The sequence below is a fragment of the Hymenobacter sp. YC55 genome (assembly GCF_029433095.1).
GTDB lineage: Bacteria > Bacteroidota > Bacteroidia > Cytophagales > Hymenobacteraceae > Hymenobacter.
Genome location: NZ_JARNTX010000013.1, coordinates 1 through 14267 on the forward strand (window position 1 = coordinate 1; position 14267 = coordinate 14267).

Consider the following 14267-nt stretch of genomic DNA (forward strand, 5'->3'; position numbering starts at 1 on the left):
CGCCGAGCAGGCCGCCCGCGCCGAGGCCGAGCGGCAACGCGGGGAGTTGGAGCGCGTTTTCGAGCAGGCGCCGGTGGCCATCGCCGTCTACCGGGGGCCCAAGTACACCATCGAGCTGGCCAACGCCACCGTTGCCCGCCTCTGGGGCCGCACCCGCGAGCAGCTTCTGGGCAAGGGGTTGTTCGAGGCGCTGCCCGAGGTGGCGGGCATGGGCTACGAGCAGCTGCTGGACGGGGTCATGGCCACCGGCATCCCGCACGTGGCCCACGCCATGGAAGCCCAGCATGACCGCAACGGGCAGCGCGAAACGGTGTACTGGGATTTTGTGTACGTGCCCCTGTACGGTGCCGAGGAGCAGATCAACGGCGCCATGGTCGTGGCCACCGAAGTCACGGCCCAAGTGCGGGCCCGTCAGCAGATCGAGCAGCTCAACCAGGAACTGGAAGCGCGGGTGCAGGCGCGCACCCGGGAACTAGCCGAACAAGAGCGCCTGCTGCAGCAGATTCTGGCGCAGGTACCGGCCGCCATTACCACCCTGCGGGGCCCCGAGCACCGCTATACGTTTGCCAACGCCCGCTACCAACAGCTGGTGGAACACCGGGTGCAGGTCGGCCAGACGGTGGCCGAAACGCTGCCCGAAGTGGCCGAACAAGGGTTTATGGAACTGCTCGACAACGCCTACAACAGCGGGCAGTTCTTCGAGGGCAAGGAAATTGCCGTGCTGCTGGCCCAGCCCGCCGGCCCGCCCGCGCAGCACTACCTCGACTTCACCTACCAGCCCATGCCCGACGAGCACGGCCAGCCGCAGGGCATCCTGGTGTTTGCCGTCGACGTCACGGAGCAGGTGCGCACCCGGCGGCAGGCCGAAACCATGCAAGCCGCCTTGCTCGCGGTGGCGCAGCGGCGGGCCCAGGAGCGGCAGGACCGGCAGGCCCTGTTCGAGCAGGCCCCGGTGGCCGTGGCCCTGCTGCGGGAGCCCGACCACCAGCTCGATTACTACAACTCCCGGTTCGCGCAGCTTTTTCCCGGCACCGACCTGAAAGGCCGTACCGTGCAGGCGGCCTACCCCACGCTGGCTTCCATGGCCCTGTTTGCCCAGCTGGACCACGTGTATCAAACGGGCGAAACCTACCAGGGCACCGAAGTGGTACTGCCCACGACGACGGCAGGACCGGCCCGCTACATTACGTTTACGTGCCAGGCGTATTACGAGCACGGCCACATTGTGGGGGTGGCCGTGTTCGTTCACGAGGTGAGCGAGCAGGTGCGCGCCCGCCAGGCCGTGGAGGCGACGGCGCGTCAGTTGCGGCTGATCACCGATGCCCTGCCGGTGCTCATCGGCTACCTGGACCGCCAGCACATCTACCGCTTTGCCAACCGGGCCTACCAGGACTGGTTTGGGCAGACCCCGGCCGCGCTGATCGGTCAGCCGGTGCGCGAGGTGGTGGGGGAGGCGGCCTACCAGACGGCACTTCCCCACATGCAGCAGGCGCTAACCGGCGAACGGGTGGACTTCGACGCGCGCATGCCCTACCGGGCCGATTTTGTCAAGCACATCCACACCAGCTACATCCCCGACGAACAGGCGGGCGAGGTGGTTGGCTTTTACACCTTGGTGGTGGATATTACCGAGCAGGTGCTGGCCCGCCAGCAGGTGCAGGAGCTGAATCAGGAACTGGCGGCTATCAACCAGGAGCTGGCCGCCATCAACGAGGAGCTGACGGCCACCAACGAAGAACTGCACGCGAGCAACGCCCAGCTGCTGCGCACCAACGCCGACCTGGACACGTTCGTGTACGCCGCCTCCCACGATTTGAAGGCCCCCATCGCCAACATCGAAGGGCTGCTCGACGTCTTGGCCGAGTACCTGCCCCCCGGCGAGCAGCAGCCCCTGGTGCCGCGGCTGGTAGCCATGATGCAAGGGGCCATCCACCGGTTTCAGCAAACGGTAGGCCACCTCACCGACGTGGCCCGCCTGCAACACGCCGCCGACTCGGAAGCCCACGAGGTGGACGTTCCCCGCTTGCTGGAAGACGTGCGCCTGGATGTGTTGCCCCTGCTGGAAAGCACGCAGGCCCAGCTGCACACGCAGGTGGCGCGCTGTCCCCGCGTGCGCCTGCCGGCCAAGAACATGCGCAGCATTCTCTTCAATCTGCTCAGCAACGCGCTTAAGTACCGGGCCCCCGACCGCCCCCCCGTGGTGCAGGTCCGCTCCTTTTGCACGGCGACGCACTTCACGCTGACGGTGCAGGACAATGGCCTGGGTTTGAGCGAGGAGCAGCAGGGCAAGCTGTTTACGATGTTTCGCCGGCTGCACACCCACGTCGAGGGCTCGGGGGTCGGCTTATATTTGATCCGCCGCATGATCGAGCTGGCCGGCGGCCACATTGCCGTGCAGAGCCAGCTCGGGGTGGGTTCCACCTTCACCGTTACCTTGCCCCGCACCGACCCCTTCTAAGCTTGCTTGGCGCCGTTATGGAAAAACTACCGCACATCCTGCTCGTCGATGACGACGAGACCACCAACTTTCTCAACGAGACCCTCTTCCACAAGCTGCAGGTCAGCCACCACATCCAGACGGTCACCAGCGCCGAGCAGGCGCTGGCCCTGCTCACGCAGCCCCCGCCCTACGCGCCCACGCTGCTGCTGCTCGACCTGGCCATGCCCGGCATGGGGGGCATGGCCTTTCTCGAAGCCTACGGGCGCCTGCCCCAAGCCCAGCAGGCAGCGACCGTCATCATTGTGCTGACCACGTCCATGGACGCGCGGGACCTGGCCCGCATCAACGAGCTGCCCATTGCCGGGCTGGCCAGCAAGCCGCTCAACCGCGACAAAATCAACACCCTGCTTCAGCTGCACTTTCAGCGGCAGTTGCCCCCCGCTACCTAACCCCGCGGGCCTACCAGACCCCGCCAAGGGCCGGCTTTGGCAGTCGACTTCGTGGGGGACGACGCGCCGGGAAGCGAGCTAGCTCCGGGTCGACTAAATGAAATGCGCGAATGAGGGTTTGCAGGTGCGGATCGGTGATAAGCTCGGGCACAGTCGCCTGCGTTTGCACCGCCCCAAGCACCTGCTCCAGCACCAGTGGCTCAACCAGGCCCCAGGCCATGCTCCACTCGGCAAACCAACGCTGCGGCCCCGGGCCCTCGCTGAGCGTGACGACCTGCTGGTGGCGCGTATCCTGCTGAATCCGGGCAAAAAGCGCCCGTACAACGGCTTCTTCGCCTTCCACTACTTGCACAAACTGCTCGCTACTGTAGAGCAACAGCCCCGTGAGCTGGTGCTGCGCGTTGTAGTGGCGCGACCAGTCCACCAGCGCCTCAATGTCGGGTAGTGCCAGGCCGGGCGCGGCCTGGCTGCGGTAAAAGACGTGGTAGGTACTCGTATCCAGCAAGGCCAGCACCTGGTCGATGCTCAATTCGCCCACTTGGTAGCGCGCCAGCAGCTGCCGTTCGTAACGCGGCGGGGCCAGCGGGGTACCCGCCGTAAAGCGAATAATGGAGGCGACGGCGCGACGGCGCACTGCCTCGTTGGGTACGGAGTGGTCACTCATGAAGACAATATACGCCTAGCCGATACCGGATAAACCCGGATTTTATGCGCTAAAACTACGGATTTACGATTTTGCCTTTGCTGGCCGGGGAGTTCCGAGAAGGAGCGCATGCGTGCTGCTTCGTTCTCACTCCTCGACCGCTAGGGCCAGGATATGTGCCCGGCTACTGGTGCCCGCCACTCAAGCACCCTGCATCAGTAAGCCTAAGTCCACGTCTGAATTACGTTCGCCGTTGTTGCGCCTGTGTCGGTTGCTTTTCCAGTGGTTATCGGGGTAGCAAGTGCTCTAATGGAGGAGTGAATGACTTTTGTTCGGCAAGTGACGAGCGGCCTTATTGGGAGCAGAGGTTGATCATTAGCACAGGCAGTTCTTGAATTATCTAATTTACAGGCGGTTTTCTGCCTGCTATGCCTGCACAACTCCTTCCCCAACGGTCGGTAGCGTTGCTTGACGCGCTGCTGGATATTTCGCTTACGGCCGTGGCCCTGCTGCGGCCGCTCTACTCGGAAGACAACGTTCTAATCGACTTTGCCTGGGTGTACCTGAACCCCGCTGGCCAGCGCATCTTGCAGCAGCCCGAAGAGCCTGCCGCATCCCTGCTGACGTTGTTTCCTACTGCCATAGAGGACGGCGTGTTTGCCAAATGCCGCCACGCGTTTCTCGCGGCCGCAACCCAATACAACGAAACCAATTATCAGGCCGACGGCCTGGACGGGTACTTCCTGCTCACGGCCCAGCGAAGTGGCGACTTGCTGGTAGTTAACTTTACCGACACGAACAACCACCCTCGCCCGCCCGTGGAGGAGGCGTTGCGCACCCGCCAGAAACGGGAGCAGGCCCAGCGGGCGGAAACGGAGCGCCTGAACCAGGAGCTGCGCGCAGCCGTGCAGGTAGCGAAGCAGGCCCAGGTTGCCGGGGAGCGCGAGCGGGCCCAACTCTAGGCGCTGCTGGCGCCGGCGCCGGTGGGCATGGCCTTGTTCAGCAACAGCTACTGGTTTTTCGCTACGGCTTCCTGACCTGAACGGGAAGGATGCTGTGGCGAAAAACCAGCGCTTGTCAATCCCACGGTTGGTTTGTGATTAGGCCCGGGTAATGTACTTCCCAGGCCTTAAAATCAACACGCCAGCCAGAGAACGACCACCACCACCAGTATTGCCCCCGACAGTGGCCCGCTGCAAACCGAAGGCAAGCAAGTAGCCGACCGGCCCCGTACCCAATTTATCTGGGTGCTACCCATGGTCTTTCCGCGCCCTACGCCGTGGTGCCCACCACTACGGAAGCTCAAGATGCACCTCGCTCGACGACTACCGCTATTGTGCGCCACCAGTTGGTTGGCCCCAGCACCACCCCCGACCGGCAGTACGTGGCTTCTACCGTTTTTCTGACCCCGCCGTTTGCCCACGTCGGCTTGCGGGAGCGGGAAGTCCACACCCCGGGCTACCAGGTGCGCGTGGCGAAGCTGCCCGCCGCCATCACGCGGGCGCAAGTGCAGCAGCAGACTGCCGGCCTGCTCAAGGCGGTAGCGGAAGTAAACTCGGGTTGCATTGTAGGGGGCAGCCTGTGCCGCGCCGATGCGGGCGAAGTTTATCACTACCGTACAAGTGGCCATGCAAACCGGAGTGTATTCTACACCCCAGGCGAGGCCTTGTCGAGCTTATCGATTTCCTGCCGCACCTCCGCCAGCCGTTCCCTGCTGCCGTGCGGGGCACCGGCCAGAAACGCTAAGAGCACGCGCTGCAGGTGCTCGGGCTGCTCTTCCTGCACCACGTGGCCGCACTCGGGCACGAGATGGGTTTCCAGCGAATCAGTAACCGGTCCCAATTGGTTGAAGAGCACTTCGCCTACCACGTTGCCGCACACAGCCAGGGTGGGGCAGGTCAGGCGCAAGCCCTGCGCCAGGGCCTCGGCAACTTGCCGGCGGTTTTCCGGAAAGGCGCGGTAGTGTTGAAAGGCGCCCCGCAAGGCGTCGGTGCCGGTGTAGGCCGCCACGTATTCAGCGCGGGCCTCGGGGGCAATGCCGCGCTGCTGGTAGGTGCTGTGCTGGTAGAACCAGTTCAGGTAGAGCTCCTCCTGGCCCGGAATCACTTGTTCGGGGAGGTCGGGCACGGCGTGAAAGCTAAACCACCAGGGCGCCCTTTGCAAGAACTCTTCGGCCCCCGGCAGTCCCCCCACGATGGCCTCGCTGAGCACGAGCTTGCGCACGAGCTGCGGGTAAACTAACGCCGTCATGAAGGCGATTTCTACGCCCAGGTCGTGCCCCATCACGTAGGCCTGCTCGAAGCCAAGGTAGTGCAGCAGGCCGGCCGCGTCGGCCGCGCGGGTACGGCTGTCGTAGCCGGTGGCGGGCCGGCTGGTTTGGCCGATGCCGCGCAGGTCGGGCATGACAACGGTGTAGTGCTGGGCCAGGGCGGGCAGCACCAGCCGCCAGGTGTACCAGGTGAAGGGCCAGCCGTGCAGCAGCAGCAGCGCCTCGCCCCGCCCCGCCATTGCGTAGTGCAGACGAATGCCGTTGACGTCGGCAACCTGGTGGCGGATGGCGGGGGAGGGGATAGAAAGAGGGGTCATTAGGCAGGGCGTTGACTGTCAGTAGTAATGCGCCGCAAACCTATTTAAGGGCCCAGTGCTTTTACAAGTGGTTACTGGTTGGTAAGGCACTATACCAGCAGGAAGTTTCACTCAGTATCAGCGAGAAAAGTTTATGGCGCCTGCCCCTTTTTCCTGCCCCGTCGACCTGAGCCTGACCTTGCTCAGCGGTAAATGGAAGCTCTTGACCCTGCACCACTTGCTGCACGGCACGCGCCGCTTCAGCGAGCTGGAGCAGCTCTTGCCGGCCATTAGCCCGCGCATGCTGGTCAAGGTGCTGCGCGAGTTGGAAGCGTATGGGCTGGTGCTGCGCACCGTGTACGGGGTAGTCCCACCCCGGGTCGAGTACTCGCTGACCGAGTTGGGGCATTCGGTGGCGCCGCTGATTGAGAGCCTGCGCGCCTGGGGCCAGCACTACCGCGCCGAACAGCCACAAGCTTTCTGAGCAGAGTAACCCCCAAGGTCTGGTCTGTCCCAGCCGTCCGCTTAGGGGAGCGGCCCGCAGTGGTAGTTGTGTAGGCCCGCGGTTAGAACAGGCTTTCGGAAGGCGATTTTTGATGTCAAGCTCCCAAGGCAAGCCCCTAACTTCGGCGCGCACCCGCCGCATCTCTACGCGCTCATTTTCTTCACGGACCACCTCCGCGCCGGCGGGCCGGCTTTTGCCACTCGTAAAGCAATTGCGCGGGAGTTATTATGCGCAACAGAAACCGATATATGACCTATGAACACGACGGAGGGGACTAGGGCGAACCACCCGTTTATCCGGCTTCGGTAGAACAGAGAAAAATAGCTCTACTCTTTACTCGGCCGCTTTCCGAACCTGCTAAAAAGGCTCTGAAGGCAGTACTACCCTGGCGGCGGCGCGCACCCGAACGCCAGACACTCGCCCTGCTGGTCGTCCCGACACGGCGCCGCAACGTACCCCGCCCGCCGTGGTACGTTGCCGGGTGGGAGGCCTCCTTTTCGGCATGGGGTTTCGACTAGCGCGGCCACGGTCAGCGCCAGGTTTTAAGCGTTTAGCGAGATGGATTTGGCGCCGGCGCTCGGCCGCTCAGCTTTGCGGGGAAAACTCCAAGTTCTTTACAATGAGCATGCGCAGCCGCTCCTCGTGCTGGTCGGCCCACTGGCCGATTGCGCCGATAACGGGAATCAGTGATTGGCCGAAATCGGTGAGGTAGTATTCCACTTTCGGCGGCAGCACCGGGTAAATCACCTTGGCTACCAGCTCGTGACTTTCCAGTTCCTTTAGCTGCACGTTCAGCACCCGGCGGGAGGCATCCGGAATTTTGCGCTGCAGCTCGCTAGGACGCTGAAAGCCCTGGTGGATAAACCACAACAGACGCATCTTCCATTTGCCGTACAGCACTTCCCCCATCAGGTCCAGCCCACACTGCAAGTTGGGCATCGTCTTTCGTTCGTACATAAGGCAAATATATCCGTATGTTCCGCTTATTGCAATAGGGCTAAATTGGTCCCTATGTGAATCGTAAGTCCGTACTTGTAGGCATGTGCCGTACTGCAGAATTTTGTCGTAAACAAATAACCTACAGGATGGACTTCAACTTTGAAAACGAACTGGCCGGCAAGACCGCGCTGGTAACGGGCGGCACGAAAGGTGCCGGCAAAGCCATTGCCACTCGCTTGTTGCAAGCAGGGGCAACCGTGATTACAACCGCCAGAAACAAGCCGGAAAAGCAGCAGGACCGGCTTTATTTCATTGCGGCTGATCTGAGCAAACCGGAAGGCACCCAGCAGGTAGTCAACCAGGTGCTCCACGAGTTTGGCCAGTTGGATATTCTGGTCAATAACTTGGGCGGGTCGGAAACGCCCGGCGGCGGCTTTGCCGCGCTGTCCGACCACGACTGGGAAACCACCATTCAAACGAATCTGTTAGCCCCCGTGCGGCTGGATCGGGGTTTCTTGCCCGGGATGGTCGAACGGGGCAGCGGCGTGATTATCCACATTGCGTCCATTCAGGCCAGGCTGCCGCTCTACGACGCAACCCTGCCCTACGCGGCCGCCAAAGCCGGGCTGGTCAATTACAGCAAAAGCCTGTCCAACGAAGTTGCCCCGAAGGGCGTGCGGGTACTCACGGTTTCGCCCGGCTGGATTAAAACGGAAAATGGCCAAGCCTTCCTGGAAATAATCAGCAAGGCCCGGAACATTTCGATTGAGGAAGCGCGACAAAGTGTGATGGATGGTTTGGGGGGCATCCCCTTCGGACGACCGGCCGAACCAGAAGAAGTAGCGGAACTAGTTGGGTTTCTGGTTTCCCCGCGCGCCGGTTACTTGACCGGGACGGAATACGTAATCGACGGCGGGACCATTCGCACGATTTAAAACAGGCCGAGCCTTCGTTTCTAAAAACAACCACAGTCAAGCAAGCCGAACACGCTCAAAAATGCAACTACCAGCCACTATCGAAGGGTTTGTGCAGGCCCAAAACGAAGGAGACAGCACGGGCTTTGCCCACTACTTCACGGCCGACGCTACCGTTTCCGACGAGGGACATACCTATGCGGGGCGGGCCGCAATCCGGGATTGGATTCAGCAGGCAACGGACAAGTATCACATGCACACCAACCCCGTTGCCTACCAGCAAGCGGGCGCCTCGGCCATTTTGACCGCGGAAGTAACGGGCACATTTCCCGGTAGCCCGGCCGTGCTGCAGTACCACCTGGAGCTGGACGAGGCCTTGATCAGTTCCTTGCGCATCACCGGGTAAACGGTTAACGCCCGGGTGGCACCCCGGAGTACTAAAGCAAACCCCAGCACCCACCGGAAAAATATAGCGGCCCTGTAGTGCCAGCGCTCCTGCGCGGCTGCGCGCCGGGCGGGCGTAGTCAGGGCCGCCGACAGCAGCCGGGCGGTGGCTATGCTACGGGAGGGCGCTCAGGGAACCCTGCTTCCTTTCAGGTCTGAAACGGGGCGTGACAACCGGCGGGATAGGTAAGCGGCGCAAGGCCGGTTCACTTATCCCGCCGGTTGTTTTTCGGCCGTTCCCGGTAGGCGAGGAGGTGAAAGGGGCTCTCAGGTTTGGCGGTGGCCGCCTGCACCCTTCGCCAAGCGGCCCTCGTGCGCTCGCAGCAGCCCATTGCGCAAGTGGCTTCACGCACTTTCGGCGGGCCGCGACTTGTTTGTAGACCGTGCGCGAAGGGGTAAATTGTGGGGCAGCAGGTAGTAGGCGCTGCCGGCCCGGCCCTGAAAAACGGCATTGCGTAGCTCGCGCTAGGTTACGGAAGTTGACCGGAGCCGATGGTGCGCCCCCAGTGCTTAACCAACAACCACTCAGTATCTTTCCAATCAGCTGGATGGGGCAGTCCTGGCGCCGATAAAGTCAGGCTTCTCGCTTCTCTATCCTCTCTCTGAGGGGCTTGCTGTATTGCGCTGCCTGCCGGCTGGTGTATCTTGCCAGCCGTTTCCCATCGAAGCCCCACTATGAAAGTAAAAAAAGCCGTCATTACGGCGGCCGCCCGCGGCGAGCGGCTCTACCCCGTGGCCGATACCATTCAGAAGGCGATGCTGCCCGTTATCGACCTCGATGGCCTGCACAAGCCCGTTATTCAAATCATTGCCGAAGAAGCTTTCAACAGCGGCATCGAGGAGCTGTGCGTGGTTTGCGCCCCCGGCGACGGCGAGCGTTACCTCAGCGCCTTTGCCTCCCTGCGCGACAACCTGGTGCGCTCGTACCAAGGCAGCGACTGGGCCACCCAGCAGGCCGATAAAATCGACTTTCTGGTGAGCCGGCTGCACTTTGCCGAGCAGGTCGAGCCGTTGGGCTACGGCCACGCCGTGGCTTGCGCCCGCGATTTTGTGCAGAATGAGCCGTTTTTGCTGCTGCTCGGCGACTACCTCTACGTATCGGCCCGGCCGGGGCAGCGCTGCGCGGCGCAGCTGCTGGCCCTGGCCGCCCAGGAAGACTGCGCCGTGTCGGCCGTCAACCCCACGATCGAGCACCAGATTGGGCGCTACGGCACCCTTACCGGCCGGCTCGTGGGCGGGCGGGCGGGCACCTATGAAATCGAGAAAATCATCGAAAAGCCCTCGCTGAGCACCGCCGAGCTCGAGCTGCCCACGCCGGGCCTGCGGGCGGGTTACTACCTGTGCTTTTTCGGCATGCACGTGCTCACGCCCAACGTTTTCGACATTCTGGCGCGCCACCAGGCGAGCAGTAGCGGCAACCTGCTGCTTACGCCGGCCCTGCAGGAACTGGCGGAAACCGAAAAATACCTGGCCCTCGAAATTCAAGGCACGCGCTACGACTTAAGCCGCCGCCACGGCCTGCTGCGGGCCCAACTCGCCCTGGGTTTGGCCGGCGAGGCTCGCGGGGAAACGCTCAGCACCATGGTCGAACTCTTGGCCGAAGCCAATGGCCGCTAAGCACGGAGGCATTGCTGCATTTCCCATGAATATTCTTATCGAGACGATAACCTCGACCGACCCCGCCAAGCGGGACCGGTCGTTTTACGAGCTGGCCAAAGCCCTGCCCGCGAAAGCCTTGCTGCAAAGCCTGCGCGAGCTCGACAACTTCCGCAAGGCTACGCCGAGCCTCTACGACAAGGTGCGGGCCATCCTGTTTTTGTACGCGGGGTTCCGGTTTTTCCTGCAGGAAGCGCCCGCCACGCCGGTGGTGGGCAAGATTCCCTACGCCGGCTTCGAGGACTTGCTGGCGCGGCGCTTCGAGCAGGCCATCAGCACCTTCCTGGCCGAGCTGGACGCGCACGGACCCAACGCCATGCTCTTCAGCGCGCTGGCCGACAGCTACCACCAGCTGTCCTTCCAAACGCTGGCCAACCAGGTGCGCAAGAGCGTGCGCTCGACCAAGGGCAACCAGTGGATGTTCCGGGTGGGGCACCAGGACGAGCACCCCATTCACATCCACAAAGCCTTGTTGCAGAAGCAGGAAGGCGTGCTCTTCTACCCGGTGCTGCACGAGCACACGGCCGTGCGCATGGATTTGACGCACAGCGGCTGGTCGGATATTTTCTTTCTGGGCATGGACTACCCCGAGGGCGCGCGGGTGGTTAATTTGTCGATAAACCTGGGCATGTTTGGGCGCGACAAGGACATCCGGCCGCCGCTGCACGCCTACGTGCGCGTCATCCCCGAGCCGGTGCTGCGCCTGACCAGCATCGACTTGAACACCACCAAGGACGTGACCGACCTGGCCGACTTGTTTAACTTCGGCAACGACTACCTGAGTTTGGTGAAAGCGGGCGTCATTGCCTCGGGCCTGATTCCGCCCTCCTTCGAGGGCACCGGCCACTCCTTGCCGCAGCTGCTGGCCCGCATCGTGGCCCCGGGCATGGGCCTCGAGCTCGTTACCAAGGTCAACGACATTCCCAAAGGCTCCCGCTTTGCCGTGTCCACCAACCTGCTGGGCTGCATTATCAGTTTACTGATGCGCGCGACCGGCCAAACCAAAAGCCTCACCAACGGCCTCACCGAAGACGAGCGCCGCCTAGTGGCCTCGCGGGCCATTCTGGGCGAGTGGATTGGCGGCTCGGGCGGCGGCTGGCAGGATTCGGGCGGCGTGTGGCCGGGCATCAAGGCCATTCAGGGCACCTTTGCCCAGGCCGACGACCCCGAGTTCGGCATCAGCCGGGGCACGCTGCTGCCCCGCCACCGCGTGCTGGCCGGGGACGACATTCACCCCGAAATGGGCGAGCGCATCCGCAACTCACTCGTGCTGTTTCACGGCGGCATGGCCTCCAACGTGGGCCCGATTCTGGAGATGGTGAGCGAGAAATACCTGCTGCGGGGCGAGAAGGAATGGGTTGCCCGGCAGTTCACCAACCAGGTGTTCGACAACATCCTGGGCGCGCTCAAAGAAGGCGACGTGCGCAAGCTGGCCGCCAACACCGCCCGCAACTGGGAGTACCCGATTAAAACGATTATTCCCTGGGCCTCGACCCACTTCACGGAGGAGATTATTGCCCGCGCCAAGCAGCAGTTCGGGGTTGATTACTACGGCTTTCTGATGCTGGGCGGCATGTCGGGCGGCGGCATGGGCATGTTTGTAAACCCCGACCGCTACGAGGACTACAAGGTGCGGGTGCTGGAATTGCTGCGCTCGACCAAGCAGGAGCTGTCGGCGGCGCTGCCCTTCGCCATGGAGCCGGTGGTCTACAACTGGGACATCAACTACCAGGGCAGCTGGGCCACGCTGCACGAGGGCGCTCAAGCGCTCATGCCCGAGCAATACTACGCCATTCACGTCTCGCAACTCGTCAAGCAAGACCCGGCTACCATCTCGTATCTGCGCCGGGCGGAGGTGGATTTCTTCACCACCCACTGCGAGCAAAACAACCTGGCGTACCCGCTACTGCGCACCATCGTCAGCAACCTGTTCCAAGTGTCGGACCCCGGCGCGCAGGGCAACCGCGGCGTTGAAAACGAAAAAGCCGAGCGCATCAAGCAGGAAAACGGCTTCGACTACATTCAGCACGAAGACATCCGGACGGACTTGCAGAAGGGCCGCATCGGCCTCTCCCGCAACCAGTTGCCGCTCGAAACCACCATTGCCGACGTGCTGCCCGGCGACGCGGCGGACCTGGCCGAGTTGCAGGAATACGCGCCCGGCGGGGAGGCAGCCATCCGGGCGGGTAAGGTGGGCGTGTTGAGTTTGGCGGCCGGCGTGGGCAGCCGCTGGACCAAGGGCGCGGGCGTCATCAAGGCCCTGAACCCGTTTGTGGAGATGGACGGCCGGATGCGGAGCTTTCTTGAGATTCACCTGGCCAAAACCCGCCGCTCGGCCGCGCGCTACCAGGCCGTGATTCCGCACCTGGTGGCCACGAGCTACCTCACGCACGCCCCCATCCAGGCGCACCTAGCCCAAACCGGCAACCTCGGCTACGCTGGGCCGGTGTACCTGTCGGAGGGCCGCTCCATCGGCCAGCGCTTCGTGCCCATGGCCCGCGACCTGCGCTTTCTGTGGGAGGAAATGCCCCAGGAGACGCTCGACGAAAACAAGCAGAAAGTGCGCGACGCCGTGCGCAATACCATGATAGGGTGGGCCACCGGCAAAGGCGAAGGCACCGACTACGTGGATAACATCGCGGCCCAGCGCTTCTCGCCGCTCGGCCACTGGTACGAGGTGTCGAACCTGCTGCGCAACGGCATCCTGGCCCGCCTGCTGCGCGAGCAGCCCCAGGTGGAAACCCTGCTGCTGCACAACATCGACACCCTCGGCGTCGACCTCGACGCGGCCGCGCTGGGCTACCATTTGGCCTCGGCCAACGTGCTGACCTTCGAGGTAGTGGCCCGCCGCATCGAGGACCGCGGCGGCGGCCTGGCCCGGGTGAACGGCCAGCTGCGCCTGCTCGAAGGCCTGGCCCAGCCCCGCGAACAAGACGAGCTTAACCTGAGCTACTACAACACCATGACCACCTGGGTGCAAATCGACCCGCTGCTGGCCCTCTTCGGCCTGACCCGCGCCGAGCTGCAAACCGCCGACGACACCCGCCTGGCCCGCGCCGTGCGCAGCGTGGCCCAGCGCATCCCCACCTACGTTACCATCAAGGAAGTGAAGTACCGGTGGGGCCACGGCCAGGAAGACATCTACCCCGTAACCCAAATCGAAAAGCTCTGGAGCGACATGTCGGCTTTGCCCGAGGTGCCCTGCGGCTACCTGGTAGTGCCGCGCCCCCGGGGTCAGCAAATGAAAGACCCCGCCCAGCTGGATGCCTGGGTGACGGATGGCAGCAAGGACTACGTAATGGGACTGGCGGCCTTCTAAAGGTAAAAGAGCCATCAGCAGCCCGGGGAGCAGGAGCGACAAGCTTCTGCTCCCCGTTTTTTACGGCCGTAACGGCGGTGGTCTAGCAGTACCGATTGCAATCAGACCCAACCGGAACCTTGTTTGCCGGTGGGGTTTCAAGTGGCTGGGGGCCGCACAGCCCGCGCGCACCTGCGTCCATCCTAGCAGTCCGAACTGGCCCACAGCGGGAAGCAGCAGGTTTGTGCCTTTCTTCGCGTGCTTGAGCACGTTAGAGCCGGTGCTGACGGAGTCGGGTTAGCGCCTAGCTCTGCGCGCAAGCACGAAGCGGAAAACAGCAGCAACTGCCCCCGGTCCGGCTAAGACTACTCGTTCTTCGGCCGGGGGCCAGCTGAATACCGGATTCAGCTCGCG

The 14267-nt window shown here is 63.0% G+C and carries 12 protein-coding genes; 8 read left to right on the forward strand and 4 right to left on the reverse strand.

Annotation, left to right across the window (positions count from 1 at the left end; translation table 11 throughout):
• The coding region (locus tag P1X16_RS30805) for a PAS domain-containing protein (RefSeq protein WP_277236617.1) at positions 1 to 2458 on the forward strand (2458 nt) is incomplete at its 5' end.
• Between the two features lie 17 nt (positions 2459 to 2475).
• Positions 2476 to 2889, forward strand: a complete 414-nt coding sequence (locus P1X16_RS30810; protein ID WP_277236618.1) for a response regulator — start codon at positions 2476 to 2478, stop codon at positions 2887 to 2889.
• Between the two features lie 10 nt (positions 2890 to 2899).
• Here P1X16_RS30810 and P1X16_RS30815 read toward each other — a convergent pair whose 3' ends face one another.
• Entirely contained in the window at positions 2900 to 3553 is a 654-nt protein-coding gene (locus tag P1X16_RS30815; protein WP_277236619.1) for a BLUF domain-containing protein, read from the reverse strand.
• Between the two features lie 407 nt (positions 3554 to 3960).
• On the opposite strand from P1X16_RS30815, the gene P1X16_RS30820 reads away from it, so the two are divergent.
• Positions 3961 to 4494, forward strand: a complete 534-nt coding sequence (locus P1X16_RS30820; RefSeq protein ID WP_277236620.1) for a hypothetical protein — start codon at positions 3961 to 3963, stop codon at positions 4492 to 4494.
• Between the two features lie 173 nt (positions 4495 to 4667).
• Here the strand turns inward: P1X16_RS30820 and P1X16_RS30825 are convergent, their stop codons facing one another.
• The gene (locus P1X16_RS30825; RefSeq protein WP_277236621.1) at positions 4668 to 5162 is read right to left on the reverse strand and encodes a hypothetical protein; all 495 of its coding nucleotides are present in this window, start codon (positions 5160 to 5162) and stop codon (positions 4668 to 4670) included.
• Between the two features lie 17 nt (positions 5163 to 5179).
• Positions 5180 to 6118: an alpha/beta hydrolase gene (locus P1X16_RS30830; protein WP_277236622.1), complete on the reverse strand. Its 939-nt coding sequence runs from the start codon at positions 6116 to 6118 to the stop codon at positions 5180 to 5182.
• A gap of 133 nt (positions 6119 to 6251) precedes the next feature.
• Between P1X16_RS30830 and P1X16_RS30835 the strand changes: the two genes are divergently transcribed.
• Positions 6252 to 6581 (forward strand): helix-turn-helix domain-containing protein, encoded by a 330-nt coding sequence (locus P1X16_RS30835; RefSeq protein WP_277236623.1) that lies wholly within the window; start codon positions 6252 to 6254, stop codon positions 6579 to 6581.
• 606 nt (positions 6582 to 7187) lie between these two features.
• Here the strand turns inward: P1X16_RS30835 and P1X16_RS30840 are convergent.
• A complete protein-coding gene (locus P1X16_RS30840) occupies positions 7188 to 7559 on the reverse strand; it encodes a helix-turn-helix domain-containing protein (protein ID WP_277236624.1) in 372 nt (123 codons plus the stop codon).
• 128 nt (positions 7560 to 7687) lie between these two features.
• Between P1X16_RS30840 and P1X16_RS30845 the strand changes: the two genes are divergently transcribed.
• The 4 genes from P1X16_RS30845 (at position 7688) to P1X16_RS30860 (ending at position 13874) form a co-directional block, all read left to right on the forward strand.
• Positions 7688 to 8476 carry an SDR family oxidoreductase gene (locus tag P1X16_RS30845; RefSeq protein WP_277236625.1) on the forward strand — a complete coding sequence of 263 codons (789 nt, stop codon included), beginning with the start codon at positions 7688 to 7690 and terminating at the stop codon, positions 8474 to 8476.
• A gap of 61 nt (positions 8477 to 8537) precedes the next feature.
• Positions 8538 to 8861: a nuclear transport factor 2 family protein gene (locus P1X16_RS30850; protein WP_277236626.1), complete on the forward strand. Its 324-nt coding sequence runs from the start codon at positions 8538 to 8540 to the stop codon at positions 8859 to 8861.
• Positions 8862 to 9574: 713 nt separating this feature from the next.
• Positions 9575 to 10516, forward strand: coding sequence for a sugar phosphate nucleotidyltransferase (locus P1X16_RS30855; protein WP_277236627.1), 942 nt, complete (start codon positions 9575 to 9577; stop codon positions 10514 to 10516).
• A gap of 25 nt (positions 10517 to 10541) precedes the next feature.
• The gene (locus P1X16_RS30860; RefSeq protein ID WP_277236628.1) at positions 10542 to 13874 is read left to right on the forward strand and encodes a UTP--glucose-1-phosphate uridylyltransferase; all 3333 of its coding nucleotides are present in this window, start codon (positions 10542 to 10544) and stop codon (positions 13872 to 13874) included.
• Positions 13875 to 14267: the final 393 nt, after the last annotated feature.

Coding starts and splice junctions, on each gene's coding strand:
- P1X16_RS30855 (WP_277236627.1), top strand. CDS start 9,575: ATGAAAGTAAAAAAAGCCGTCATTACGGCGGCCGCCCGCGGCGAGCGG.
- P1X16_RS30820 (WP_277236620.1), top strand. CDS start 3,961: ATGCCTGCACAACTCCTTCCCCAACGGTCGGTAGCGTTGCTTGACGCG.
- P1X16_RS30860 (WP_277236628.1), top strand. CDS start 10,542: ATGAATATTCTTATCGAGACGATAACCTCGACCGACCCCGCCAAGCGG.
- P1X16_RS30835 (WP_277236623.1), top strand. CDS start 6,252: ATGGCGCCTGCCCCTTTTTCCTGCCCCGTCGACCTGAGCCTGACCTTG.
- P1X16_RS30810 (WP_277236618.1), top strand. CDS start 2,476: ATGGAAAAACTACCGCACATCCTGCTCGTCGATGACGACGAGACCACC.
- P1X16_RS30850 (WP_277236626.1), top strand. CDS start 8,538: ATGCAACTACCAGCCACTATCGAAGGGTTTGTGCAGGCCCAAAACGAA.
- P1X16_RS30845 (WP_277236625.1), top strand. CDS start 7,688: ATGGACTTCAACTTTGAAAACGAACTGGCCGGCAAGACCGCGCTGGTA.
- P1X16_RS30815 (WP_277236619.1), bottom strand. CDS start 3,553: ATGAGTGACCACTCCGTACCCAACGAGGCAGTGCGCCGTCGCGCCGTC.
- P1X16_RS30840 (WP_277236624.1), bottom strand. CDS start 7,559: ATGTACGAACGAAAGACGATGCCCAACTTGCAGTGTGGGCTGGACCTG.
- P1X16_RS30830 (WP_277236622.1), bottom strand. CDS start 6,118: ATGACCCCTCTTTCTATCCCCTCCCCCGCCATCCGCCACCAGGTTGCC.
- P1X16_RS30825 (WP_277236621.1), bottom strand. CDS start 5,162: ATGGCCACTTGTACGGTAGTGATAAACTTCGCCCGCATCGGCGCGGCA.